The 25,497-nt window shown below is 68.9% G+C and carries 21 protein-coding genes; 8 read left to right on the top strand and 13 right to left on the bottom strand.

Translation table 11 applies throughout. The features are described 5' to 3' along the window. Positions 1-102: 102 nt before the first annotated feature. Together HWX07_RS00075 and HWX07_RS00080 are read left to right on the top strand one after the other, a co-directional pair. On the top strand, positions 103-1,806 hold the full coding sequence (locus HWX07_RS00075; protein WP_175874695.1) for a thiamine pyrophosphate-binding protein: 1,704 nt from the start codon (positions 103-105) through the stop codon (positions 1,804-1,806). Then, positions 1,803-2,900: an ADP-heptose--LPS heptosyltransferase gene (locus tag HWX07_RS00080; protein WP_175874696.1), complete on the top strand. Its 1,098-nt coding sequence runs from the start codon at positions 1,803-1,805 to the stop codon at positions 2,898-2,900. The genes HWX07_RS00075 and HWX07_RS00080 overlap by 4 nt, the downstream gene beginning before the upstream one ends. A gap of 232 nt (positions 2,901-3,132) precedes the next feature. Here HWX07_RS00080 and HWX07_RS00085 read toward each other — a convergent pair whose 3' ends face one another. The 3 genes from HWX07_RS00085 to HWX07_RS00095 all read right to left on the bottom strand — a co-directional run bounded on the left by HWX07_RS00085 (position 3,133) and on the right by HWX07_RS00095 (position 6,616). Then, entirely contained in the window at positions 3,133-4,149 is a 1,017-nt protein-coding gene (locus HWX07_RS00085) for a helix-turn-helix domain-containing protein (RefSeq protein WP_175874697.1), read from the bottom strand. Positions 4,150-4,358: 209 nt separating this feature from the next. After that, a complete protein-coding gene (locus HWX07_RS00090; protein ID WP_175874698.1) occupies positions 4,359-4,907 on the bottom strand; it encodes a hypothetical protein in 549 nt (182 codons plus the stop codon). A gap of 182 nt (positions 4,908-5,089) precedes the next feature. After that, positions 5,090-6,616, bottom strand: a complete 1,527-nt coding sequence (locus HWX07_RS00095; protein WP_011694006.1) for an aldehyde dehydrogenase family protein — start codon at positions 6,614-6,616, stop codon at positions 5,090-5,092. A gap of 238 nt (positions 6,617-6,854) precedes the next feature. On the opposite strand from HWX07_RS00095, the gene HWX07_RS00100 reads away from it, so the two are divergent. Next, entirely contained in the window at positions 6,855-7,376 is a 522-nt protein-coding gene (locus tag HWX07_RS00100) for a pyridoxamine 5'-phosphate oxidase family protein (RefSeq protein WP_244129925.1), read from the top strand. A 228-nt stretch (positions 7,377-7,604) separates the two neighbouring features. Here HWX07_RS00100 and HWX07_RS00105 read toward each other — a convergent pair whose 3' ends face one another. After that, entirely contained in the window at positions 7,605-9,230 is a 1,626-nt protein-coding gene (locus HWX07_RS00105) for an MFS transporter (protein ID WP_175874700.1), read from the bottom strand. 164 nt (positions 9,231-9,394) lie between these two features. On the opposite strand from HWX07_RS00105, the gene HWX07_RS00110 reads away from it, so the two are divergent. Continuing rightward, positions 9,395-10,279, top strand: coding sequence for a LysR family transcriptional regulator (locus tag HWX07_RS00110; RefSeq protein WP_023477992.1), 885 nt, complete (start codon positions 9,395-9,397; stop codon positions 10,277-10,279). A gap of 60 nt (positions 10,280-10,339) precedes the next feature. Further along, complete coding sequence (locus HWX07_RS00115) at positions 10,340-10,984, top strand: hypothetical protein (protein WP_175874701.1); 645 nt, start codon at positions 10,340-10,342, stop codon at positions 10,982-10,984. 138 nt (positions 10,985-11,122) lie between these two features. Here the strand turns inward: HWX07_RS00115 and eutC are convergent, their stop codons facing one another. The 4 genes from eutC to HWX07_RS00135 form a co-directional block, all read right to left on the bottom strand. Further along, on the bottom strand, positions 11,123-11,917 hold the full coding sequence (gene eutC / locus HWX07_RS00120) for an ethanolamine ammonia-lyase subunit EutC (RefSeq protein WP_175874702.1): 795 nt from the start codon (positions 11,915-11,917) through the stop codon (positions 11,123-11,125). After that, on the bottom strand, positions 11,914-13,311 hold the full coding sequence (locus tag HWX07_RS00125) for an ethanolamine ammonia-lyase subunit EutB (protein ID WP_006477307.1): 1,398 nt from the start codon (positions 13,309-13,311) through the stop codon (positions 11,914-11,916). Before HWX07_RS00125 ends, eutC begins: the two co-directional genes overlap by 4 nt. A 98-nt stretch (positions 13,312-13,409) precedes the next feature. After that, positions 13,410-14,822 carry an ethanolamine permease gene (gene eat / locus HWX07_RS00130; RefSeq protein ID WP_077220366.1) on the bottom strand — a complete coding sequence of 471 codons (1,413 nt, stop codon included), beginning with the start codon at positions 14,820-14,822 and terminating at the stop codon, positions 13,410-13,412. A gap of 218 nt (positions 14,823-15,040) precedes the next feature. Continuing rightward, entirely contained in the window at positions 15,041-16,504 is a 1,464-nt protein-coding gene (locus HWX07_RS00135; protein ID WP_034174293.1) for a mechanosensitive ion channel, read from the bottom strand. A 275-nt stretch (positions 16,505-16,779) separates the two neighbouring features. Between HWX07_RS00135 and HWX07_RS00140 the strand changes: the two genes are divergently transcribed. Further along, positions 16,780-17,661 (top strand): AraC family transcriptional regulator, encoded by an 882-nt coding sequence (locus HWX07_RS00140; protein WP_034174292.1) that lies wholly within the window; start codon positions 16,780-16,782, stop codon positions 17,659-17,661. Positions 17,662-17,820: 159 nt separating this feature from the next. Here HWX07_RS00140 and HWX07_RS00145 read toward each other — a convergent pair whose 3' ends face one another. After that, a complete protein-coding gene (locus tag HWX07_RS00145; RefSeq protein WP_175874703.1) occupies positions 17,821-18,204 on the bottom strand; it encodes a zinc ribbon domain-containing protein in 384 nt (127 codons plus the stop codon). A 10-nt stretch (positions 18,205-18,214) separates the two neighbouring features. After that, on the bottom strand, positions 18,215-20,737 hold the full coding sequence (locus HWX07_RS00150) for a heavy metal translocating P-type ATPase (protein ID WP_175874704.1): 2,523 nt from the start codon (positions 20,735-20,737) through the stop codon (positions 18,215-18,217). A gap of 81 nt (positions 20,738-20,818) precedes the next feature. Here HWX07_RS00150 and cadR point away from each other — a divergent pair, with 81 nt between their 5' ends. Together cadR and HWX07_RS00160 are read left to right on the top strand one after the other, a co-directional pair. After that, positions 20,819-21,250: a Cd(II)/Pb(II)-responsive transcriptional regulator gene (gene cadR / locus HWX07_RS00155; RefSeq protein ID WP_006477300.1), complete on the top strand. Its 432-nt coding sequence runs from the start codon at positions 20,819-20,821 to the stop codon at positions 21,248-21,250. A 68-nt stretch (positions 21,251-21,318) separates the two neighbouring features. Beyond that, a complete protein-coding gene (locus HWX07_RS00160; RefSeq protein ID WP_175874705.1) occupies positions 21,319-21,891 on the top strand; it encodes a PadR family transcriptional regulator in 573 nt (190 codons plus the stop codon). Positions 21,892-21,936: 45 nt separating this feature from the next. Here HWX07_RS00160 and HWX07_RS00165 read toward each other — a convergent pair whose 3' ends face one another. The 3 genes from HWX07_RS00165 to HWX07_RS00175 are packed head-to-tail and all read right to left on the bottom strand — an operon-like array spanning position 21,937 to position 25,374. Then, positions 21,937-23,367, bottom strand: a complete 1,431-nt coding sequence (locus HWX07_RS00165) for an FAD-binding oxidoreductase (protein WP_175874706.1) — start codon at positions 23,365-23,367, stop codon at positions 21,937-21,939. 15 nt (positions 23,368-23,382) lie between these two features. Then, complete coding sequence (locus HWX07_RS00170) at positions 23,383-24,171, bottom strand: ABC transporter substrate-binding protein (RefSeq protein WP_006477297.1); 789 nt, start codon at positions 24,169-24,171, stop codon at positions 23,383-23,385. Between the two features lie 48 nt (positions 24,172-24,219). Then, positions 24,220-25,374 carry a pyridoxal phosphate-dependent aminotransferase gene (locus HWX07_RS00175; protein ID WP_012327613.1) on the bottom strand — a complete coding sequence of 385 codons (1,155 nt, stop codon included), beginning with the start codon at positions 25,372-25,374 and terminating at the stop codon, positions 24,220-24,222. Between the last annotated feature and the right edge of the window lie 123 nt (positions 25,375-25,497).

The raw sequence follows: 25,497 nt of genomic DNA on the forward strand, positions 1-25,497 counted from the left end.
AGCCAGCACGCAATCCCCGAACCGCCCAGCGTTCCGACACTTTTCAGCGGCCGGCCAACCGGCGTAAGCTGTACGTCCCGCTACCCAGGGAGACGGCAGCCCATGTCGCATTCCAAGGATCTCGAGCCGCGCGCCACCACCGGTGCGCGACTGCTCGTCGATGCGTTGCTCGCCAATCACGTCGAACGCGTGTTCTGCGTGCCGGGCGAGAGCTTCCTCGCCGTGCTCGATGCGCTGGCGGACGACACCGCCCGCATCCAGACGGTCGTCTGCCGCCACGAGGCGGCCGCCGCGAACATGGCCGAAGCGGTCGGCAAGCTGACCGGCCGCCCCGGCATCGCATTCGTCACGCGCGGGCCCGGCGCGACCCATGCGTCGATCGGCGTGCACACCGCGTTCCAGGATTCGACGCCGATGATCCTGTTCGTCGGCCAGTGCGCACGCGAACACCTCGACCGCGAAGCCTTCCAGGAAATCGACTACCGCCGGATGTTCGGCCAGATGGCCAAATGGGTCGCGCAGATCGACGATCCGCGCCGCATCCCCGAATACCTGAGCCATGCGTTCCACGTCGCGACGTCCGGCCGACCCGGCCCGGTCGTGCTCGCGCTGCCGGAGGACGTGCTGTCCGACGCGTGCGCGCCGCAGCCCGTCGTGCCGGCCGCGAAACGCATCGCGGCCGCGCCGTCGCCCGCGCAGATCGACGAGCTGCGCGAGCGGCTCGCGCGCGCGGAACGGCCGTTCGCGATCGTCGGCGGCAGCGGCTGGACGCCGGACGCCTGCGCGAACCTGCGCACCTTCGTCGAACGCTGGCAATTGCCGGTCGCGTGCGCGTTCCGCTTCCAGGACACGATCGACAACGCGCACCCGAACTACGCGGGCGACGTCGGGCTCGGGATCAACCCCGCGCTCGCGAAACGCATCCGCGACGCCGACCTGCTGCTCGTGATCGGGCCGCGCCTCGGCGAAGCGACGACCGGCGGCTACACGCTGCTCGACATCCCGAAAACGCGCCAGACGCTGATCCACGTGCATCAGGGCGCGGACGAACTCGGCCGCGTGTACGCCGCCGACCTGCCGATCGTGTCGGGCATGCCCGAGATCGCCGCGCCGCTGGCCGCGCTCGAACCGCCCGAGCGCCCCGCATGGGCCGGCGCGGCCGCCGACGCGCACCGCGCGTACCGCGAATGGCATGCACCGCTGCCGATGCCCGGCGACGTGCAGCTCGGCGACGTGATGGTGCAGTTGCGCGAGCGCCTGCCGCACGACGCGATCCTGACCAACGGCGCGGGCAACTACGCGATCTGGCTGCATCGCCACTTCGCGTACCGGCACTTCCGTTCACAGCTTGCGCCGACGAGCGGCGCGATGGGCTACGGACTGCCGGCCGCGCTCGCCGCGAAGTCGCTGTATCCGCAGCGCACCGTCGTCGCGCTCGCGGGCGATGGCTGCTTCATGATGGCCGGCAACGAGCTCGCGACCGCGATGCAATACGGGCTGAACATCGTCGCGATCGTCGTCAACAACGGCCATTTCGGCACGATCCGCATGCATCAGGAGCGCAACTACCCGGGCCGCGTGCACGGCACGGGGCTCACGAATCCCGATTTCGCCGCGTATGCGCGTGCGTTCGGCGCGCATGGCGAGACGGTCGAGCGCACCGCCGATTTCGCACCCGCGCTCGACCGCGCACTGACCTGCGGGCTTCCGGCGGTGATCGAGATCCGCATCCCGCAGGACGCCAGCACGCCGGCCGCGACGCTCGAACAGATCCGCGAGCAGGGCCGCCGCGCGCGCGGCGCATGACGACGGTGGACCTGCGCACCGCACCGCCCGTCTCCGCGCTGTCGCACGACGATGCGCTGGCGTACCCCGGCACGCTGCTCGCGCCCGACGGCACGCTCGTCGCGCCGTACGACGTCGAGCAGAGCGACGTGCGCGCCGAAGGCTACGTGTCGGCCGCGCCCGCGTTCGGCCTGCTGCATGCCGCGCACCGGCCGTTCCGGCTCGATTACAGTGCGGCGCGGCACGTACACGTGATCAACGGAATGGGGGTCACGCTCGGCGATTCGGTGATCGGGCTGACGGCCCTCGCCGCGCTGCGAGCGGCCCATGCGGGCCTGCGCTTCACGCTGTACCGGCCGGCGCGCGCGCCGCGCTATGTCGACGCGCTGTATGCGCTCGCGGCCGATGTCGTCGCGCCGTCGCGCGCGCTGCCGTGCCTCGCCAACGCGCTGCCCGCCGATGCGCACTGCATCGACGTCGGCAATCACCTGTACTGGCCCGCGTTCGCGCGGCTGCCGATGATCGATTTCTTCCTCGACGCGCTGGGCGTCGATCCGGCCGCCGTGCCGGCCGCCGCGAAGCGCAATCGCTGGCTCGCGCGGCTGCCGCTGCCCGCACTGCCGGCTGAATGGCAGCGACCGTACGTGCTGTTCTGCCCGAATGCGAGCACCGCGGTGCGCAGCGTGCCGCCCGCATTGCGGGTCGCGTTCGTGGAACGGCTCGCGCAGCGTTACGGGCTGCCGGTGGTGGGGTTCGGTCCGATCGCACATCCCGCCTACGTGGATATGAGCCGCGACGCGACCGACACCGCGCGCTTCATCGCGTGGATCAAGGGCGCGAGCGTGCTGTTCTCGCCCGACACGGCGGCCCTGCATCTCGCCGACGGTTTCGACGTGCCGACGCTCGCGTGCTTCACGACGATCGGGCCGGCGCTGCGCGTGCGCGACTATCCACATTGCGTGCCGGTCGCGCTCGACGTGCCGGCCGAATTGCACGGGCTGCATCGCAGCGAGCGGCCGGATGATCTGGCGGCGGTCGAAGCCGCTTACCGTGCCATCGACTGGGACGCGCTCGCGTGGCCCCCACCGCGCGACGTGGCTGCACCGGCAATCTGAGCGAAGCCGGCGCAGCGGTGAGCGGAACGACCGAACCGGCAGCCGTACGCGCACGGCATGAGCACCGCGCGGGGGCCCCTTCGGCGGCCCGACTGCCCCCGCCAAGCTCGCCTAGCCACTTGGGCGAAACCGGCGCGACGGCGAGCGAAAGGGTCGAACCGTCAGCAGCGCGCCCCGGCGCCAGCATTGCCGAAACGCCGCGCCACCCGCCCGGCTTATCCCGCCAAGCCCCTCACGCGCGATCGCGCAGCGTCTCCGACGGCCGCTTGCCGAACAGGCGCCGGTAATCGGTCGCGAACTGGCTCAGATGCCAGAAGCCCCACGCCTCCGCGACGTCCTGCACCGAACCGGCCGCGCGCCCGCACAGGTCGCGCCGCGCCCCGTTCAGCCGCAGCGTGCGCAGGTAGGTCGCGGGCGCCATCCCGAGCACGTCCTGGAAGCAGTACTGCAGCGTGCGCCGGCTCACGTGCAATTGCTCGCACAGCTCGGGCACGCCGACCGGGCGCGTGCGGTGCGCGAGCACGTAATCGCGCGCCTGGTCGACGATCCAGCGCCGCGTCGACGGCGCGGCGCCGCCGCCGTCGTCGGCCGGTTGCGCGCACGCATCGAACAGCGCGGCCAGCACTTCGGCCTGCAGGTCGTCGCGCTGCGCATCGGGCAGCGGGCCGGCCATCGCCACCGCGCCGTCGAGCCGGCGCCCGAGCAGCGCGCACAGGCGCGCGAGCCGCGCCTCGCCGACCTGCATCACGCGCTGCGTGAACAGCCGTTCGTCGAGCGCGCGCCGTTCGACTTCCTCCGCATAGCGGCGCAGCACGTCGCCGCGCACGACGACGCCGTAGATCGAGAACTGGGCGGGCGTCACGAGTTCGAATTCGACGTTGCCGGGCCGGAACGCGAGCGCGCCGGGGCCGATGCGGCACGCATCGACGCGCGCCGAGCCGTCGCACACGAGCGGGATGCCGAACCAGTACGCATCGCCGCGCACCTCGCACGCCTGGCGCAGCAGATGGCTGGTCGATTCGCGAAACAGCTTCATCGTGTCGAGCGGCAGCTCGGTCAGCGTGCCGACGAAGCGGCCGGCCGCGAGCTGGTCGTAGGTCTGCCGCCAGCCGATCAGGTTGCGCGCCTGCTCGTCCGCATCGTGCGCGACGCTGACGACGGCCTGCCCGGCGAACGCGTCGTCGCCCTGCGCGCTGCGCCGCGTATCTTCGGCGGTCGGCTCCTCCGTACACGCCACATGTTGATTCATCGTGTCCTCCCTCACCTGCGCGGAACCGTGCGTATTCATCACGCAAGTCCCGTGCCGAACCTCATGGCCCGGCGAGCAGCCCGCCATTGCACGCTGTCCGGCCAATGCGCGCCATGCGGGCGCACCCGAAGGCGGCATGCCGCGCACGCCGCCGGTGCGATCCGCGCGGCGACCGCGCATGCGCGCCGCCGCCCGGGCCCGGATGCCGGCTACCGGGCCGGCTTCAGCCGCACCACCCGCGTCCCGCAATTGCCGTATGCCTGCACGATCGTCAGCTCGACGATCGCGCTGCCGGCCGCCCACGGCGCCGCGTCCGCTTCCGGCAGATCGGCGCGCAGCGTAGCGCGACCGTTGATCCGGTAGCGCAGGCCGCGCACGAAATCGACGAACAGCAATCCGACCCCGCTGCCGTCGCAGGCGGCCGCGTCGATCCGCCCACCGCCGCCGTCATGCGCGGCGGGCAGCGCGAACCGCAGTGTCTTCGTATCGATCACGCGCACCACCGGCAGCAGATCGCCGTTCGCGTCGCGCCGGCTCTGCACGATGTCGCAGGTCATCGAGGCACCGCCGCCGCATGCCGCGCCGACGAACATGAACGGTTGCGATTCGACGAACTGCCGTACGCCGAGGCTCAGCCGCGTCGTGACGGCGTCGCTCATCCGCTCGGCTTCGTCGGCGACGCCGAAGCGGTGTTGCGCGTCGAGTTCGCCCGGATGGAAGACCGGGTGGGGGGGAAAGGATCGGGGCGGTTCTGCCATGCTGGTTGTCGTCGTCGCACGCATCGGCGCACCGCGCCGCCGCGCATGCGCGACGGCCGGCAGCGTCGCCGGCGCCGGCCGCGCAACGAAGCGCAACCGGCGCCGACTATCGAAACAAGGAAATCGAACCGGGCGACGTGCCGGCCCCAACCGGCCCCGGCACGTCGCCACGGCTTCGGCGATCAGAAGAACCCGAGCGCCTCGGCCTGGTAGCTGACCAGCAGGCACTTCGTCTGCTGATAGTTCGACAGCGCCATCTTGTGCGTCTCGCGGCCGATGCCCGACTGCTTGTAGCCGCCGAACGCCGCATGCGCGGGGTACAGGTGGTAGCAGTTGGTCCACACGCGGCCGGCCTCGACCTCGCGGCCCATCCGGTACGCACGCGTGCCGTTGCGCGTCCATACGCCGGCGCCGAGCCCGTAGAACGTGTCGTTCGCGAGTTCGATCGCTTCCTGCTCGTCCTTGAACGTCATCACCGACGCGACCGGCCCGAAGATTTCCTCCTGGAACACGCGCATCTTGTTGTTGCCGAGCAGCATCGTCGGCTTCACGTAGTAGCCCGTGCCGAGGTCGGCGGCCGGCGCCGCGCGCTCGCCGCCCGTCAGGCATTGCGCGCCTTCGCCGCGGCCGATGTCGATGTACGACAGGATCTTGTCGAGCTGCTGCTGCGACGCCTGCGCGCCGATCATCGTCTGCAGGTCGAGCGGGTGGCCGGACTTGATGCGCTCGACGCGCGCGACGGCCTTCTCGATGAAGCGTTCGTAGATCGATTCCTGGATCAGGATGCGCGACGGGCACGTGCACACTTCGCCCTGGTTCAGCGCGAACATCGCGAGCCCTTCGAGCGCCTTGTCGAGGAACGCGTCGTCCTGATCGAGCACGTCGGCGAAGAAGATGTTCGGGCTCTTGCCGCCCAGTTCGACCGTCGACGGGATCAGGCTGTCGGCCGCCGCACGCAGGATGTGCTTGCCGACCGGCGTCGAGCCCGTGAACGCGATCTTCGCGATCCGCTTGCTGGTCGCGAGCGCTTCGCCCGCTTCCTTGCCGAAGCCGTTCACGATGTTGATCGTGCCGGCCGGGAACAGGTCGCCGATCAGCTCCATCAGCACGAGCACCGACGCGGGCGTCTGCTCGGCCGGCTTCATCACCACGCAGCAGCCGGCCGCGAGCGCCGGCGCGAGCTTCCACGCGGCCATCAGCAGCGGGAAGTTCCACGGGATGATCTGGCCGACCACGCCGAGCGGCTCGTGGAAGTGGTACGCGACGGTGTTGTCGTCGATTTCGGAGATGCCGCCTTCCTGCGCGCGGATGCAGCCCGCGAAGTAGCGGAAGTGGTCGATCGCGAGCGGCAGGTCGGCCGCCATCGTCTCGCGCAGCGGCTTGCCGTTGTCGATCGTCTCGGCCACGGCCAGCAGCTTCAGGTTCTTTTCCATCCGGTCGGCGGCGGCGAGCAGCAGGTTCGCGCGCTCGGCAACCGACGTCTTGCCCCACTGGCGGCGCACGGCATGCGCGGCGTCGAGCGCCAGCTCGATGTCGTCGGCGCCGGAGCGCGGGATGCGGCAGAACGGCTGGCCGTTGATCGGCGACACGTTCTCGAAATACTCGCCCTTCACCGGCGGAACCCACTTGCCGCCGATGTAGTTGTCGTATTGCTGACGGTACGGGTATTCGACGTCGAGGCCCAGTTGTTTCAGGTCAAACGGGTTCATACATGTCTCCTGTTCATCGTGCTTGTGTGAGTACAGCGCCGGTTGGAATGCGCTGGTCCCGTTTACGCAACATGCGTGCCAAACGGAACGGGAGGGAACGAGCGCACGTCGAGCGCGGCCGGCGCGCGCTCGCACCGTGCGGTGTTCATGCGCGCAACACGGCGGGTGTACCGATTCTGAACACCGCGATTGCGCAGCGACGGGGCCGGTGTTCGGAATTTCCACAGTGCGCGGCGGTGTGCGGCCCGCGCACGCGCGCCGTGCTGCGTGGCATGTCGCTTGCGTGCGGATCAGCGATCCACACGCCACGGCGCACGCGCCGACCGACACCATGAACGATCGCGGCCCCCTGACCGACGACGCCATCGCATTCATCCGCGAACAGGCTTTCCTGATCGTCGCGACTGCCGACGCGGCCGGCAACGCCGACTGTTCGTACCGCGGCCGTCAGCCGCGCGCCGACGGCTCGTTCACGCCGCTCGTCGACATCCCGGACCGCCGCACGCTGGTGCTGCCCGACTTCGCGGGCAACCACCTGCTCAACACGATCGGCAACCTGCTCGTGAACCCGGCCATCGCGCTGCTGTTCGTCGATTTCGTGCGGCAGACGACCTGGCTCGTGCAGGGTCGCGCGACGCTCGACGACGATGCGCAAGGGCGCGCGCATCTGTGGCCGGATGCGCTGCGCTATCTGGTGATCGAGGTGGAACGTGCGGAGGCGCGAGCGGATGCGACGCTGCCGCCGCTCGTGCTGGCGTGATGCGCGGCGGCGAGCAGACGAGTTGGGCACGGCCGCTGCATTGACCAAAACACCGAAGCACCCGAGAACCGGGAACCAAGAACCGAAACATCGAAGCACTGAGCACTGAGCACTGAGCACTGAGCACTGAGCACTGAGCACCGGGCACCGGGCACCGGGCACCGGGCACCGAGCACCGAGCACCGAAACATCGAAACATCGAAACACCCGCGCGCCACGGTGCAACGCTCAACGCCCTTGCGTCTCCACACACGCCGGCTCACCTCGACTGCGCGCCGCCGACGCATCGGCCTGCGCGTGGTCATCCGCCTCGTCGCCCGTTTCGTCGGCCGCCGGCCGCCCGCCGAGAAACCCGAACACCACCACCGCGCACAGCACCGTGACGACGGCCAGCCCGATCAGCAGCCGGTCGAACGCATGCGTGTAGCTCGCCAGCAATGCCGCACGACCGACGCCCGGCAACGCGGCAGCCGCACCTGCGAGATCGCCGGTCGCGAGCCGCGCGGCCGCACGCAGCGTTGCGTCGGGCGTGGCCGCGGCACCGGCCGCGTGCGCGAGCCCCGTTTGCGCGAGCGCGGCCAGCACCGCGCCGACGATCGCCAGCGCAATCCCCTCGCCGGCGACGCGCGTCGTACTGAAAATGCCCGTGGCCATCCCCGCGCGCTCTTTCGGCACGACGCTCACCGACAGCCCGTCCATCAGTCCCCACGGCATGCCGGCGCCGACGCCGATCGCGAGCATCGGCGCGATCGCCGCCGGCCCCGCGCCGCCGCGCAGCGCGATGCCGAGCCACACGAGCCCCGCCGCCGCGACCAGCAGCCCGAGCCCGGAAATCACGCCGGCCGACAGCCAGCGCGTGAGCGTCGCCGCGACGAGCGGCACGACCAGCATCGGCGCGGAGATCGCGAGCATCAGCCAGCCGGCGTCGATCTCGCTGAAGCCGTCGATGCCGATGAAGCGCAGCGGCAGCACGACGAGCAGCACGATGTAGCAGCAACAGGTCGACACAGGCAGCACCTGCACGCCGACGAAGCGCGCGATGCGAAACAGCGACAGGTCGAGCATCGGCCGCGCGACGCGCGTCTCGATCGTCACGAATGCGCACGCGCCGAGCGCCGCGCCGGCCAGCAGCGCGATCACGAGCGGGCTCGACCAGCCACGCGCGGGCGCCTCGATCACGCCGAACGTGAACAGCGTCAGCGCGGCCGTGAACGCGGCCGTGCCGGGCCAGTCGAGCCCGGTCGCGTGCGGATCGCGCGACTCGTGCATGCGCGGCAGCCCGAACGCGAGCGACAGCACGCCGGCCACCGCGCTCGTCACGAAGATCGCGCGCCAGCCGTAATGCCCGATCAGCCCGCCGGCGATCACGGGCCCGAACGCGAGCCCGATGCCGAACGTCGTGCCGAGCAGGCTGAACGCACGCGTGCGCGCCGCGCCGTCGAATTCCTGCGCGAGCGCGGCCGTGCCGCCGGCCAGCGCCGCGGCCGCCGCGAGCCCTTGCGCGGCGCGCAGCAAATCAACGGCGAGCATCGACGGCGCGAACGCGAGCGCAATCGACATCAGCGTGAAGCCGCCGACACCGATCGCGAACAGGCGCTTGCGGCCGAACTGGTCGGCGAGCGCGCCCGACGCCATCAGGAAGCTGCCGAACGCGAGCATGAACGCGTTGGTGATCCAGTTCATCGCGACCGGGCTGCCGTGCAGGTCGCGGCCGATCGCCGGCGTCGCGACCGCGCCGCCCGAAAACGACAGCGGCAGCGCGACGGCGGCCATGCAGACGGCGGCCAGCACCCATGCGCGCCGGCGCGCCGCGTGGGCCACGTGGGCCGGGGCGGCTGAAACAGGGTGATCCATCATCGCTCCTCGAAAAAGCCGGCGCGGATGCGCCATCAGAGCGACAGACGATAAATCGGATTCAATCCGCGAAAAACTACGCGAAGCTCCGCATATAACGGACTAAAATTCTGCAATACACCTCCCCGCGTGCGTCACCGCACGTCCTTCGATTCGATGGAAAGATGGAAAACCTCACCGGCATCGTCGCGTTCGTCCGCACCGCCGAAGCGCTGAGCTTCGTCGCGGCCGGCCGCGCGCTCGGCATCTCGGCGTCGGCGGTCGGCAAGACGATCGCGAAACTGGAACAGTCGCTCGGCGTGCGGCTGTTCAACCGCACGACGCGACGCGTGACGCTCACCGACGAGGGGCGGCATTTCTACGAGCGCTGCCAGCGCATCCTCGAGGATTTCCGCGACGCGGAGGCGACCGTGACGGCGTCCGCGCAGCGCCCGCGCGGCAAGCTGCGCGTGAGCCTGCCGGTAATCGGCTACCGCTTCCTGCTGCCGGTGCTGCCCGAATTCCGGCAGCGCTATCCGGACGTCGAGCTCGATCTCGATTTCAACGACCGGATGGTCGACGTCGTCGAAGGCGGCTTCGACGCGGTGATCCGCAGCGGCCCGCTGTCCGATTCGAGCCTGATGTCGCGGCGGCTCGGCCCGTTCGCGTTCGTGCTGTGCGCGACGCCCGCGTATCTCGCGCAGGCCGGCACGCCGCGCACGCCGCGCGAGCTCGAAGCGCACGACTGCGTGCGCTACTGTTTCCCGACCACCGGCAAGCTGCAGGACTGGGCGCTCGCGGCCGACGACGGCAAGCCGCTCACGCTGCGCACCGCGATGACCTGCAACAACATGGAAGCGCTGCGCGGCGCCGTGCTCGCGGGGCTCGGCATCGGCTACATGCCCGACTTCCTCGCGCGCGACGCGCTCGAACACGGCGCGCTCGTCACCGTGCTCGACGACTACCGGATCGCGCCGGGGCAGTTCTCGATCGTGTGGCCGTCGAGCCGGCAGTTGTCGCCGAAGCTGCGCGTGTTCGTCGATTTCCTGTGCGAGCGGCTGTTCAGGTAGTCAGTTGGTAAGCAACTGGGACTACGGAATCAGAAAGCGAGAAGAATTAGCGTTGTGGACATGATCGATCTGTATGCCATACACGAGCAAAAAGCCCGGGAAGGTCTTCTGACAATTCATCCATCTCGATGGCTATACACCGGCCGCCAGCTAGGGCTAGGTGGTGTGTTCGAATTTCTCTCTCAGGGAAAACAAGAAATTCGAATTGGTGATCAGCTCATTCAACACTTCAGTCAACTTCGTAACGCGGGGTTGAATAGCAAAGTGCGCCATAAGCATGGTTACTACTTCGCTACACCAGAGATTGCCGAGCGATACCTCAAATATGTCCCGCGAGATCGCGGGCTCGAATGCGCCGTACGAGACGTCTTATCCGTGCGAAATCCGGCCGGGCAAGCCGAAGTCCATACCCTGGTCGGCTACGTCGATCTGCTACTTCCTACTGCGGTCATAGAGGTAAAAAGCTTCGTCAAGTGGAAGCATGCGCTCGGGCAAGTCCTTGCATACTCAAATTACTACCCGGATCGACGCAAAGTAATTCATCTCTACATTCCTGGCGCCCAACGCCCGCAGCTAGCCGAGCAGCTAAAAATTTGCACCGAATTTAACGTGGAGATCACGTATCAAAACCTTCTACCTAGTCGACTCGGCCCTATGTCGAAACTTGGTCAGGAATTTAGTCCCAGGGAGGCAACACGCGCATGAGCTCCAAACCCGCGGCGCGTCATTAGCGCGAATAGGTTCACTGGGTCGAAGCTTGTCCGTCTGATACCTGCTCCCGATCTCCTACGACTGATTCTCGCCTCCCTTCCGATCTCCTCCTGGCTCGGTCCAGTCCCACCGTCACGTCGCCCCGATCCGCTCCGCCTCCGCCGCCGGCAGCAGCGCGTCGCTGTCGTCCTTCAGCCCGACGCCCGTCAACTGGAGCCGGCGCGCATGCGTCATCAGGTAATGCAGCTTGTGCGCGGCGGCCGCGTGCGGCAGCCCTTCCGGCCGCACGTTCGAGATGCAGTTGCGCAGCGCGTCGTGACAGCCGACCTTCGGCGCCCACGTCAGGTATACGCCGAGGCTGTCCGGCGAACTGAGCCCCGGCCGTTCGCCGATCAGCATCGCGACCACCTTCGCGCGCAGCAGCTCGCCGATCTCGTCGCCGAGCGCGACGCGCGCCTGCGTCGCGACCACCACCGGGCCGATCCGCCAGCCGTCCGCGTCGAGCCGCGGCCGCACGGCCTGCAACAGCGGCAGCGCCTGCTTCGCGGCCGCGAACGCCGACAGCCCGTCGCCGACCACGAACACGACATCGGGCGCGTCGTCGAGCGCCGCCCCGTAGCCGGCCAGCAGCCCGCGGCTGTCGTCCGACAGCTTGCGGCCGAGATCGGGCCGGCGCAGGTAATGGTCGCGGTCGGGCGCGGCGCTCTGCACGCGCAGCGTCGGCAGCAGGCCGGCCGCCTCGATCTCGCGCCGCAGCGCATCCGCGTCGAGCGGCTGGTGCACCGCGTCGCGCGCCTGCGCATGCGACAGGTTGAAGGCCAGCAGCGGCGCGGTCGGCAGGCTGTTGCCCGCGCGGCCGAGCGCAATCCGCGCGTTCGTGAACGACTTGAGCTGCGCCCACGGGTTCTTTTCGACGGCGTCGCTCATGCGGACACCCCCATCCAGTCGTTCGCGCCCGCGAGCAGCGGCACGCGTGCCGTCGCCGCGCGCAGCGCGCCGTGCGCATCGGCGATTTCCATCGTCTCCAGCCATTCCTCGAACTCGGGCGCGCGGCGCAGGCCGAGCACCTCGCGCACGTAGAGCTGATCGTGGAACGACGTGCTCTGGTAGTTCAGCATCACGTCGTCCGCACCCGGAATTCCCATGATGAAGTTGATGCCGGCCGCCCCCAGCAGCGTCAGCAGCGTGTCCATGTCGTCCTGGTCGGCTTCCGCGTGGTTCGTGTAGCAGATGTCGCAGCCCATCGGCACGCCGAGCAGCTTCCCGCAGAAGTGATCCTCGAGCCCCGCGCGGATGATCTGCTTGCCGTCGTACAGGTATTCGGGCCCGATGAAGCCCACCACCGTATTCACGAGGAACGGCTCGAACTTGCGCGCGACCGCATACGCGCGCACTTCGCAGGTCTGCTGGTCGACGCCGAAATGCGCGTTCGCCGACAGCGCGCTGCCCTGCCCCGTCTCGAAATACATCAGGTTGTTGCCGACCGTGCCGCGCTTGAGCGCCAGCGCGGCCTCGCGCGCCTCGCCGAGCAGCGCGAGCGAGATCCCGAAGCTGGCATTGGCCTTCTCGGTGCCCGCGATCGACTGGAACACGAGGTCGACCGGCGCGCCCTTCTCGATCGCCGCGATCGTGTTGGTCACGTGCGTGAGCACGCACGACTGGGTCGGCACGCCATAGCGCTCGCGGAAGCCGTCGATCATCGCGAGCAGCTTCACGATCGCCGCGAGGCTGTCGGTCGCCGGGTTGATGCCGATCATCGCGTCGCCGCAGCCGTACATCAGCCCGTCGAGCATCGACGCGGCGATGCCCTTCACGTCGTCGGTCGGGTGGTTCGGCTGCAGCCGCACCGACATCCGGCCGGGCAGCCCGACCGTGTTGCGAAAGCGCGTGACCACGCGGCGCTTCCGCGCGGCCGCGATCAGGTCCTGGTTGCGCATCAGCTTCGACACGGCCGCGACCATCTCGGGCGTGAGGCCCGGCGCGATCCGTTCGAGCGCCGCGCCGTCGGCCGCGGGCGACAGCAGCCAGTTGCGGAAATCGCCGACGGTGAGGTGCGAGATTTCCGCGAACGCCTGCGCATCGTGATCGTCGATGATGAGGCGCGTGACCTCGTCGTCTTCGTACGGGATCACCGCTTCGTTCAGGAACGCCTTCAGCGGCACGCCCGCGAGCGCGATCTTCGCGGCGACGCGCTCCTCCTCGCTCGCCGCCGCGACGCCGGCGAGCTGGTCGCCGGAACGCAGCGGGCTCGCCTTCGCGAGCAGCGTCTTCAGGTCCGCGAAGCGGTACGTGCGCGGACCGATCGTCTCCGTATAGGACATCGTTCGAATCTCCTTCAAAAGCCGACGGCGCGCCCGTTCGACGGGGCGCGCCGGATGCCGTCAGGAACGGCCTTTCACGTTCACCGTCGTCACTCTGCTTACTCCTCCAGCAGCGCGTCGCCGGGCGCGCTCGCGCGCTGCGAACGGGTCGCGAGGAAGTACGCGTAGCCGACCGCGAGGAAGCCGACGAACACCAGCGCGACCAGCCCGTTGAAATACACCATCGTACCGAGGCAGACGAGCGCCGCCAGGATCGCGAATGCCGGGAAGATCGGGTACAGCGGCGCGCGGAACGGCCGCTCCAGGTTCGGCTGCGAGCGGCGCAGCTTGAACAGCGCCGCCATGCTCACGATATACATCACGATCGCACCGAACACCGACATCGTCACGATATTCGCGGTGAGCGTCTGGCCGCCGAACTGGATCAGCTCGTCGCTGTAGATCGCGGCAATCCCGACCACGCCGCCCGCGAGGATCGCGCGATGCGGGGTCTTGAAGCGCGGATGCACCTTCCCGAGCCACTCCGGCAGGTAGCCTTCGCGGGCCAGCGCGAAGATCTGGCGCGAATAGCCGAGGATGATCCCGTGGAACGACGCGACGAGCCCGAACAGCCCGAGCCACACGAGCATGTGCATCCAGCCGCTGTTCGCGCCGACGATGTACTTCATCGCCTGCGGCAGCGGATCGTTGATGTTCGCGAGCTTGGTCCAGTCGCCCGCGCCGCCGGCGAACACCATCACGCCGATCGCGAGCGCCACGAGGGTCAGGATGCCGGCCACGTACGCGATCGGAATCGAGCGCTTCGGGTTCTTCGCTTCCTCGGCGGCCATCGCGACGCCTTCGATCGCGAGGAAGAACCAGATCGCGAACGGAATCGCCGCGAACATCCCGTGGAACGCGCCCACGCTGAAGTGATCGGCGCCCGACCAGCCGCCCTTCGTGAAATTGCTCCACGAGAAGCCCGGCGACACGACGCCCATGAACACCAGCAGCTCGAAGATCGCGAGCAGCGTGACGACGAGCTCGAAGGTCGCCGCGATCTGCACGCCGACGATGTTCAGCGCCATGAACACGAGATACGCGCCCATCGCCGCGTGTTTCGGTTCGAGCCCCGGAAACTGCACGTGCAGGTACGCGCCGATCGCGAGCGCGATCGCGGGCGGCGCGAACACGAACTCGACCAGCGTCGCGGCGCCGGCCAGATAGCCGCCGGTCGGGCCGAATGCGCGGCGTGCATAGGCGAACGGGCCGCCCGCATGCGGGATCGACGTCGTCAGCTCGGTGAAACTGAAGATGAAGGTGGTGTACATCGCCGCGACGAACAGCGCGGTGATCACGAAACCCAGCGTGCCCGCGCTCGCCCAGCCGTAGCTCCAGCCGAAGTATTCGCCGGAAATCACGAGGCCGACCGCGATGCCCCACAGTTGCCAGGTCCCGAGCGTCTGCTGCAGCGCGGGCTGGCCGGAGGACTTGGCGCCGGCGGCGGGCCGGCCATTCGACTCTGCTTTCATCGGACTCTCCTCAAAGGCGCCGGCCTGCGGGCCCGCGCGACTGAGAATCGATGCTAGAGAGTCATTAAACGACGTGTTATCGAAATTCGGCAAAGATCGCGGCTGACATTTCGCTTGCGGAAACGCTTGCGGTACCGTTCGCGGCAACGCCCGCCGCGCCCGTTGCCACGCCGGTCCGGCCCGCGCGGTGCGGGCCGGATCGGCCGTGCCGACGGGCCTTACTGGCCGCCGCCGCGCTGGTTGAACCAGCGGTCGAGCAGCTTGCCTGCCGCTTCCCGGCCGCCGAGGCCGAACGACAGCGCAACGGCCACCGCGATCGCGCCGAGCACGAGGCCGAACGCGAGCTGGACGATTTCGTTCGCGATGCCCATCGCGCGCAACCCCATCGCGAACACGAGGCCGAGGATCGCGAACTGGGCGATCCGCGCGAACAGCACGCTGTGTTCGCGATCGGCCTGCTCGATCACGCGGCGCGCGAGGCCCGCGAGCCACACGCCGATCACGAGGATCACGCCGCCCATCAGCACGTGGCCGCCGAATTCGATGAACAGCGTGACGACGTCGCGCACCTGCGTGAAGCCGAGCCGGTTCGCGGCTTCGACCGACGCGAACAGCATCGCGAAGAACACGATCAGCCGCGCGACCAGCACCGACGGCTGCAGGATGCCCGAGAACACGCGCTCGACGCCGAGCACGGCCGGCAGCCCGTCGACGCCGGCGGCTTCCAGCAGCTTCTGCGCGAGCGACGCGACGAAGCGCGCGAAGTAGAACGTGACCAGCACGATCACGATCGCCGCGACGATGTCCGGCACCGCGCCGAGGAACTGGTTCAGCATGTTGGTCGCGGGAATCGAGATCGCGTCGATCTTCAGCGCGTCGAGCGCGGAGATCAGCGTCGGCACGAACACGAACACGTAGACGATGGTGCCGACCAGGCTCGACACGCGCACGGGCGTCGGGCTGTCGATCCCTTGCGTGAGGCGGTCGGCGCCGGCGGCGACCAGCAGGTTCGTCACGAGGCCGCGCAGCACGCGCGCGACGACCCAGCCGACGAAGCCGATTACCGCGGCCGCGAAAATGTTCGGCACGATCGCGAGCAGCTTGTCGACCATTCCCTGCACCGGCGAGAGCAGGCCCGACAGCGCGAACGACGCGAGGATCGCCGGCAGGAACATCAGGATCACGAGCCAGAACAGCACGTCGCCGAGATAGCCGCTCATCGGCTGCATGCCGGCGTTTTCGGACAGCTTGTCGTCGACCTTGCTCGCCTTCAGCGCGCGGTTCGCGAGGCTGCGCAGCAGCGACGCGATCAGCCACGCGATCAGCGTCAGCGCCGCGCCGCCGATCAGGTTCGGCAGGTAGTTGACGATGTGCGTGACGAGCAGCGAGAACGGATTGGACACCGCATACAGGTTGAGCACATTGAAGATGCCCACCGCGGTGACGAGCAGCACGAGCCAGAACAGGCCGCCGGCGATGATGCGTTCGACGCACGCGCCCTGGCCCGTGCTGTCGGTGATCCGCTGATCGACCTTCAGTGCGCTGAGCAGCCGGAGCGCACCGGCCCGCACGGCCACGGCGATCAGCCAGCCGATCACCAGGATGCCGATCGCGCCGGCGATCTTGGGCAGGTATCCGCCTAGCGTGGCCTGCAGCGACGTGATGAAGCTGGAAGCATCCATTTCTTCTTCTCCCGAAAACGTGGTGTGGCGATTGAACATCGACGAACGACCTGCGTAATTCGAAAAGCGTGCTGCTCCGTCCGGGCAACTTACCCGAGAAAAATGACGCGTTCACCCGATTTCACCGTCTTTAACTTTAGTCATAGATCCCGGAGGGGCAAGACCCCATTTCGCTGAACTCAAAAAGGGCCGTATCGGCGGGTGTCCGGCATTTCCGCAAGATTTGTCCATTCGGCCCGTGCTACCGTGGCGTCGGTTCCAGCCCGGACACGCCGATGACCCCAGCCGAAACGAAAACCGACCCGCCCGCGTGGGTGCGCTACGCGGCAAGCGTGGCACGGGTCCACGCGTACATCAGCGCGCATCTCGACGGCCCGCTCGACCTGAACCGGCTCGCCGAAGTCGCGTGCCTGTCGCCGTATCACTGGCAGCGCGTCTACCGCGCGCTGTACGGCGAGTCGATCGTGCTGACGGTGCGGCGCATGCGGATCGTGCGGGCGTCCGAGGATCTGGTCTGCACCACGCGGCCGCTCGACGAGATCGCGCGGCGCGCGGGCTACGGTTCGACGCACGCGTTCGCGCGGGCGTTTCGCGACGCGTACGGCGTGCTGCCCGCGCAGCACCGGCGCACCGGCATCCACCGGCCGATTTATCCATTACAGCGAGGAGAGGCAGACATGTTCAAGCACGAGGTCGAGATCCGGCGCCTGCCGGAACTGCGCGGCTATGCGGTGGCGCACACCGGCGCGTACATGAAGGTGGGGGACGCGTTCGCGCGGATCGGTGCGTGGGTCGGGCAACACGGGCTGATCGGCCCGGGCGCGAAGATGATCGGGATTTTCTACGACGATCCGGACACGACGCCCGAAGCGCGGTTGCGCGCGAAAGCGTGCTTCATGCCGGCCGACGGCGCGCCGGACGTCGCACCCGTGCCGCCGGTCGAGCGTGCGACGATCGCAGCCGGCGAATACGCGGTGCTGCTGCATACGGGGCCGTATGCGGACCTGAAGACGGCCTACCAGTGGCTGTACGGCGACTGGCTGCGTCACTCGGGCCGCGAAGCCGCCGACGCGCCGCCGTTCGAGCTATACCTCAATACGCCGATGGATACGGCGCCGGCCGACCTGCGCACCGAAATTCATCTGCCGCTGCGCTGAGCGACGGGTGTGCCGCGGAGCCGTGTATCTGGACGGACCGCGACGATATTGCTGGTGCGAGGATGCCCGGGACGACATCAGGCATGCCGGTGCGCCGGCCGTCGAATGGAGCGTGCCGGCCCGTGCGCATGTGCGGCCAGCGCCAACGCGCGGATAGCGTCAAGCCGCCTGCGTCCCGCAGCCGGGACAGAACCGCGCGTCGGCCGCCAGCGCCGCATGGCAACGACTGCACGCCTTGCCGCGTTGCGCCGCGCCGCACTGCGCGCAGAAGCGTGCATCCGCTGCGTTGAGCGCACCGCAGCCCGCGCACGCGAGCTGGCTCAGCGGCACGTTGCCGCGCTGGCCGCCTTGCCCGCCACCGGCGTCGGCCGGCGCCTGCCAGCCCCAGCCGTGGCGATCGCGCCCGCGCGCATCGTGGCCGCTCTGGCGCGACCCGCCGTGATGCCCGCCACCGTGGCCGCCATGGCCCCCGTTTCCGCTATTGCCGTGCCCGCCGCCGTGGCCGCCGCCATGGCCGCCGAGTATCCGTCTCAGAAAGCTCATCGTCCGCTCCTCAACGCTTGGCCGGTGCGCCGCCGAACGCCCCGGAGGACGACAGCAGCCGCAAGCCGTTGGCCACGACGATCAGGCTCGCGCCCGCGTCGGCGAAGACGGCCATCCACATCGTCCCGAGCCCCGCGACCGTGAGGCCGAGGAACACGACCTTCACGCCGAGCGCGAAGCCGATGTTCTGCACCAGCACGCGGTGCGTCGCGCGCGACAGCCGCACGAATGCGGGAATCTTGCGCAGGTCGTCGTCCATCAGCGCGACGTCGGCCGTCTCGATCGCCGTGTCGGTGCCCATCGCACCCATCGCGAAGCCGATGTCGGCGCGCGCGAGCGCCGGCGCATCGTTGATCCCGTCGCCGACCATCCCGACCGCGCCCGCGCCGCCCGCCGCCAGTTCCTCGACCGCCGCGAGCTTGTCTTCCGGCAACTGGTTGCCGCGCGCGTCGTCGATGCCCGCCTGCCTGGCGATCGCCTGCGCGGTATGCGGGTTGTCGCCCGTCAGCATCGCGGTGCGGATGCCGAGCGCATGCAGATCCGCGATCGCGTCGCGGCTCGTGTCCTTGATCGTGTCGGCCACCGCGAAGATGCCGAGCACGCGCGTGGCGTCGACCAGCACGACGACGCTCTTGCCCTGCCGCTCCAGCGCGTCGAGCTTCGCCTCGAGCGCCGTCGAGCAGCGCTCGAGTTCCTCGACGAGGCGGTGATTGCCGAGCCAGTAGCGCGTGCCGTCGATCGTGCCGCGCACGCCGCGCCCGACGATCGCTTCGAAGTCCTGCACGTTCGCGAATGCCGTCGTGCCGGCGTCGCGGGCCGCGGCGGCAATCGCCTGCGACACCGGGTGATCGGAGCGCGCCGCGAGGCTCGCGCCGAGGTGCCGCACGCGCGCCGCGTCGGCATCGTCCGCATGCACGTCGAAGTCGGTCTGCACCGGCTTGCCGTGCGTGATCGTGCCGGTCTTGTCGAGCGCGAGCCACGCAAGCTTGCGCCCTTCTTCCAGATAGACGCCGCCCTTCACGAGAATCCCGCGCCGCGCCGCGGCCGCGAGGCCCGACACGATCGTCACCGGCGTCGAGATCACCAGCGCGCACGGGCACGCGATCACGAGCAGCACGAGCGCGCGGTAGATCCAGTCGTGCCACGCGCCGCCCATCACGAGCGGCGGCGCCACCGCGACCAGCAGCGCGACCGCGAACACGATCGGCGTGTAGACGCGCGCGAACTGGTCGACGAAGCGCTGCGTCGGCGCCTTCGCGCCCTGCGCTTCCTCGACCGCGTGGATGATCCGCGCGAGCGTCGAATTGGCCGCGACGGCCGTCACGCGGTAGTCGAACGAACCCGATTCGTTGATCGTGCCCGCGTACACGGCGTCGCCGCTCGCCTTTTCGACGGGCAGGCTCTCGCCGGTGATCGGCGCCTGGTTGACCGTCGAGCGGCCCGCGACGACTTCGCCGTCCAGCCCGATGCGTTCGCCCGGCTTCACGCGCACGACCGCGCCGAGCGCGACCTGCGCGGCCTCGATCGTGCGCCACGCGCCGTCGGCCTGCTGCACGGTCGCGGTATCCGGCGCGAGCTGCATCAGCCCCTGGATCGCATTGCGCGCGCGATCGAGCGACTTCGCCTCGATCAGCTCGGCGATCGTGAACAGCACCATCACCATCGCGGCTTCCGGCCACTGGCCGATCGCCATCGCGCCCGTCACCGCGATGCTCATCAGCGCGTTGATGTTCAGGTTGCCGTTGCGGATCGCGATCCAGCCCTTCTTGTACGTGGTGAGCCCGCACGCGAGCACCGCGGCGAGCGCGAGCGCCGCCGACAGCCACACCGGCAGCCCGGCCCAGGTTGCGCCTTCCGACGCGATCGCGGCGACGCCGGCGAGCGCCAGCGGCCACCACGGTTTCGCGGGCGCGTCGGCGACGCGCGCTGCCGGGGCGCCCACCGTGGCGGCTTCCGGCGTCATCCCGAGCGTGCGGATCGCGCTTTCGATCGCCGGCTGCGCGCCGGCCACGTGCTCGACGGTCAGCATCCGCTGCATCAGGTTGAATTCGAGCGCCGACACTTCGCTCATCCCGCCGAGCTTCTTGCGGATCAGCGTTTCCTCGGTCGGACAGTCCATCTGCATGATGCGGAACGCGGAGCGCACGTGGCCCGACGCGGTTGCCTGCGCGACCGGCAGCGGCGCGAGCGTCAACGCGGCCGGCGCGCAGCAGTCGCCGGCCGTGTGGTCGTGGTCGTGGTCGTGGTCGTGACCGGCATGGTCATGCGCGGCGTGGTCGTGCGAACACGTCGCGCCGTGCACATGCTGGTCGTTGCCCGCATGGCCGTGATCGTGGGCATGACCCGTATCGCCGTGCGCGGCGTGATCGTGCCCATGGCCGTGATCGTGGTCATGGCCGTGCGCGTGCTCGCCGGCCGCCGACACCGCGTCGGCAATGGTCGCCGTCTGCGTGTCGCGCGCATCGGCGCAGCACGCATCGGCGCCGCCGGCATGACGGTGTCGCGGGTCGTGGGGACGCTTGGCGTCGGTCATGACAACCTCCTTTGTGGCTTGACGGTGTAGAGTTAACACCCTGAAGCCACTACAAGGTCAACCCTTACACGGGAGAAAGGCATGAAGATTGGCGAACTGGCCAAAGCGGCCCGCTGCACGCCCGAGACGATCCGTTTCTACGAGAAAGAGGGTCTGATGCCGGATGCGGAGCGCACCGATTCAAACTACCGCAACTACACCGACGTGCACGTCGAGCGGCTGCGCTTCATCCGCAACTGCCGCGCGCTCGACATGGCGCACGACGAAATCCGCGCGCTGCTGCGGCTCACCGACACGCCGGCCGACCGCTGCGATTCGATCAATTCGCTGCTCGACGATCACATCGGACACGTCGACGCGCGCCTCGCGGAACTCACGCATCTGCGCGACCAACTCACCGAATTGCGCCGCCAGTGCGTCGGCGAGCATTCGGTCGAGGATTGCGGAATCGTGCATGGCCTTGCGACGATGGAAACCGTCGCGCCGGCCGCGAAGCGCTCGCACCTCGGCTGAAACCCTTGCCAAACAAGATAGTCTGATCGAGAATAGTTATATTATTACTAGATATATTTTAACTATTCATGTCTACGAGCCACCCGTCTCCGCTCGCGCTGGCCGTCCTTGCGACGCTCACCGAAACGCCGATGCATCCGTACGGGATGCTGCAGCAACTGAAGGCCCGCGGCTACGACGAAGTCGTCAACGTGCGACAGCGCACGAGCCTCTACCAGACGATCGACAGGCTGCTGCGCGACGGGCTGATCGCCGTGCACGACACCGAACGCGACGGCGCGTTTCCGGAGCGCACGGTGTATGCGCTGACGGAAGCCGGGCACACGGCGGGGCAGGCGTGGCTGCATGCGCTGCTCGCGGAGCCCGCGCGTGAATTTCCGGCCTTCGGCGCCGGCCTCGCGTTCCTGCCGCTGCTCGATGCGGAAGATGCGCGTCACCAGCTCGAGCTGCGCATCGCACGGCTCGACGCCGAGCGCGAGCGGCTCGAAGCGCTGCGCGCCACCGCGCAGGCCGACCAGGTGCCCCGCCTGTTCCTGCTGCAGAACGAACACGCGCTCGTGCTGCTCAATGCGGAGCTCGACTGGGCGCGCAGCGTCGTCGAACACCTGAAGATCGGCGCGCTGCGCTGGGTGGACGGCTGACGCGCCGCGCCGGCCGATGCCCGGCGGCAGCGGCCGTCGGCCGCATCAAAGCACCTTGCCGGGATTCAGGATCCCGCGCGGGTCCAGCGCGGCCTTCAGGCGCCGCATCAGCTCGATTTCCGCGCCGCTGCGCGTATGCGCCAGATACGGACGCTTGAGCACGCCGATCCCGTGCTCGGCCGACACCGAGCCGCCCATGTCGCGCACCACCGCATACACGCAGTGATCGAGCGCATCGGCGTCCGCGTCGGTCATCTCGGCCAGCGACACGCCGATATGCACGTTGCCGTCGCCGACATGGCCGAAAAACAGGCACGTGAGCGCCGGCCAGCGCACCCGCAACGCCGCCTCGCAGCGTTCGGCGAACGCGCCGAGTTCGCCCGTCGGCAGACTCACGTCGAAATTGACGAGATGGGGCAGCGCATCGATCGCGAGGCCTTCGCGCAGTGTCCACAAATCGCGTGCCTGCCGCTCGGAGGTCGCGAGTACCGCATCGTCGACGAGCCCCGCTTCGAGCCCCACAGCCAGCCCCGTTTCGAGCGCCTGGTGCGCATCGCCGCCCGGCGCGCTCGTCGCGCATTCGATCAGCACCACGAAACCGCCGTCGCCGATGAACGGCGCCGTGACGCCCGGCGTATGCCGCGCGACGTAGTCGTAGAACGCCGGCCACATCGCCTCGAAGCTGACGACTTCCGGCAGCGTGCGCAGGCGATTCCACAGCGCCACCACCGCGTCGTAGTCGCGCACGCGGCAGAGCGCCGTGGCGGGCGCCGCGAGCAACGGATGCAGCCGCAGCACCGCGCGCGTGACGACGCCGAGCGTCCCCTCGCTGCCGATGAACAGCTGCTTCAGGTCGTAGCCCGCGTTGTTCTTCAGCATCCGGTTCATCGACGACACGACCGTGCCGTCCGCGAGCACGGCCTCGAGCCCAAGCACCTGCTCGCGCATCATCCCGTAGCGGATCGCGCGCGTGCCGCCCGCGTTGGTCGCGAGCATGCCGCCGATCTGGCACGAGCCACGCGCGCCGAGATCGACGCCGAACGTGAAGCCCGCCGCTTCGGCGGCTTCCTGCACGGTCTGCAGCGGCGTGCCCGCGCGCACGGTGATCGTGCCGGCCGCCGCGTCGAGCGCCTCGACGCCCGCGAAGCGCTCCATCGACAGCACCACCTCGCCGCCCAGCGCGACCGCGCCGCGCGCGAGCCCCGTCAGTCCGCCTTGCGGCACGACCGGCTGGCCGAGCCGCGCGCACAGCGCGAGCGTGCGCGACACGTCGTCGATGCTGCGCGGGCGCACCAGCGCGCGCGGCCGCACGCCGGCCGGCTCGTTGTACGCGGTGAAGTAACGCGGATCGATATCGGCCGCGCGCGTGACGAGCGCGTCGCCCAGTTCGGCGGCGAGCACGGCATCGACGGCATCGTCCGGGAGCGGCCTGCCGTCCGGTGCGCTGCCCGCGGCGGTCCGGTTCGAGGTCGGCATCGTGCGCGGCCCCGCTTACTTCGTCGAGATGTCGATATCGCCGAAATACTTCAGCCCGAGCGACTTCACCGTGCCGTCCGCCTTCAGCTTGTCGATCGCCGCGTCGAGCTTCGCCTTCAGCGCATCGTCGCCCTTGCGCAGGCCGAACGCGATGCCGCTGCCGAGGATCTTGTCGTCGTGCACCGGCTGGCCGACGAACGAGAAGCCCTTGCCGTCCGGGCGCGACAGGAAGCCGCGCTGGCCCGACGGCGCGAGGACGAGCGTCGCGTCGAGGCGGCCCGCGACCAGATCCGCATACGCCTGGTTCTGGTCCTGGTACGCGACGACCGCGACGCCGGCCGGCTCCCAGTGCGCCTTCGCGAAGGTTTCCTGGATCGATGCCTGCAGCACGCCCACGCGCTTGCCCTTCAGCGATTCGGGCGTCGGCAGCAACCCGCTGCCGGTGCGCGCGATCAGTTGGGTCGGCACGCGATAGATGATCGTCGTGAAATCGATTGCCTGGCGACGCTGCTCGGTCGCGTTCATCGCCGAGTTGATCGCGTCGAACTTGCGGCCCTTCAGCGCCGGAATCAGCCCGTCGAACGAGGTCTCGACCCATTTGCACGACAGCTTCGCCGTCTGGCAGACGGCATTGCCGACGTCGATGTCGAAGCCCTGCAGGTCGCCGTTCGGCGCCTTCGATTCGAACGGCGGGTATTGCGCTTCGAGGCCGAAGCGCAGCGTCGGCGCATCGGCGAGCGCCGCGCCGGAGCCGATGGCGCACGCGAGTGCAAATGCGAGTTTCAAGGTAGCCGTGTGTTTCATCGTGATCTCCTGGGTCTGGTCGATGCGACGTCTCCGCCGCCGGTTGTCTTACAGCGAACGCAGCCGCCGCGCGCCTTCGACCAGCGTCGCGTCGTCCTTCGAAAAACTGAGCCGGATCACGCCGGCGTCGGTGCCGTCGGTATAGAACGCCGACAGCGGAATCGTCGCGACACGCGCGTCGCGGATCAGGCGCAGCACGAAATCGCTGTCGCTTTCGTCCGAGAAGTGGCGAAAGCGCGCGAGCATGAAGAACGAGCCTTCGCTCGGCAGCAGCTCGAAACGCGAATCGGCCAGCTCGCGCGTGAGCAGGTCGCGCTTGGCCTGGTAGAACGCCGACAGGCCGAGATAGCTGTCCGGCCGCGCGAGGATCTCCGCGAACGCGATCTGCATCGGTGTATCGGCCGAGAACACCATGAATTGGTGCACCTTGCGGATCTCGTCCATCAGCTCGGCCGGCGCGAGGCAATGGCCGACGCGCCAGCCGGTCACGTGGAATGACTTGCCGAACGACGACACGATCACGCTGCGCTCGGCCAGCTCGCGGTGGCGCGCGACGCTCTGGTGCTGCGCGCCGTCGAACACGACGTGCTCGTAGACTTCGTCGGACAGCACCACGATCCCGGTGTCGCGCGTGAGCTGCGCGAGCCGCGCCAGGTCGTCGGCGGAGAACACCGTCGCGGTCGGGTTGTGCGGCGTGTTGACGATGATCATCCGCGTGCGCGGCGTGATGGCCGCAGCCACCTCGTCCCAGTTCACGCGGAAATGCTCGGGCGACAGCTTGATCGCGACCGGCGTCGCGCCCTGCAGCCGCACGATCGGCGCATAGCTGTCGAACGACGGCTCGAAATAGATCACCTCGTCGCCGGGATGCACGAGCGCGCTGATCGCCGCGTAGAGCCCTTCGCTCGCGCTCGCGATCACCGTGATCTCGGTTGCCGGGTCGTAGCGCGCGCCGTACAGCGCCTCGGTCTTCTCGGCGAGCCGCTCGCGCAGCGCGATCACGCCGGCCATCGGCGCGTACTGGTTGTGACCGTCGCGCATCGCGCGTGCGACGCCTTCGACGAGCGCCGGATCGGGCGCGAAATTCGGCGCGCCCTGCGACAGGTTCAGCGCGTCGTGTTGGGCAGCCAGTTGGCCGATCACCGTGAAGATCGTCGTCCCGACGTCGGGCAGTTTCGAACGGGGCGCGGTGGCGCTTCGCATGACTCCTCCTAATGTCCTTCGGGCGGGCCGCGCCGTGCGCGGCCTGCATCTGCCGCATGATTTAGCCCGAGCCAATATCGGCGGACAATCGAAAGTTCGTCATGGCGGCCATGCATTTTTCTC

It is taken from the genome of Burkholderia sp. BCC0097, assembly GCF_902832985.1.
In the GTDB taxonomy this organism is placed as follows: domain Bacteria; phylum Pseudomonadota; class Gammaproteobacteria; order Burkholderiales; family Burkholderiaceae; genus Burkholderia; species Burkholderia orbicola.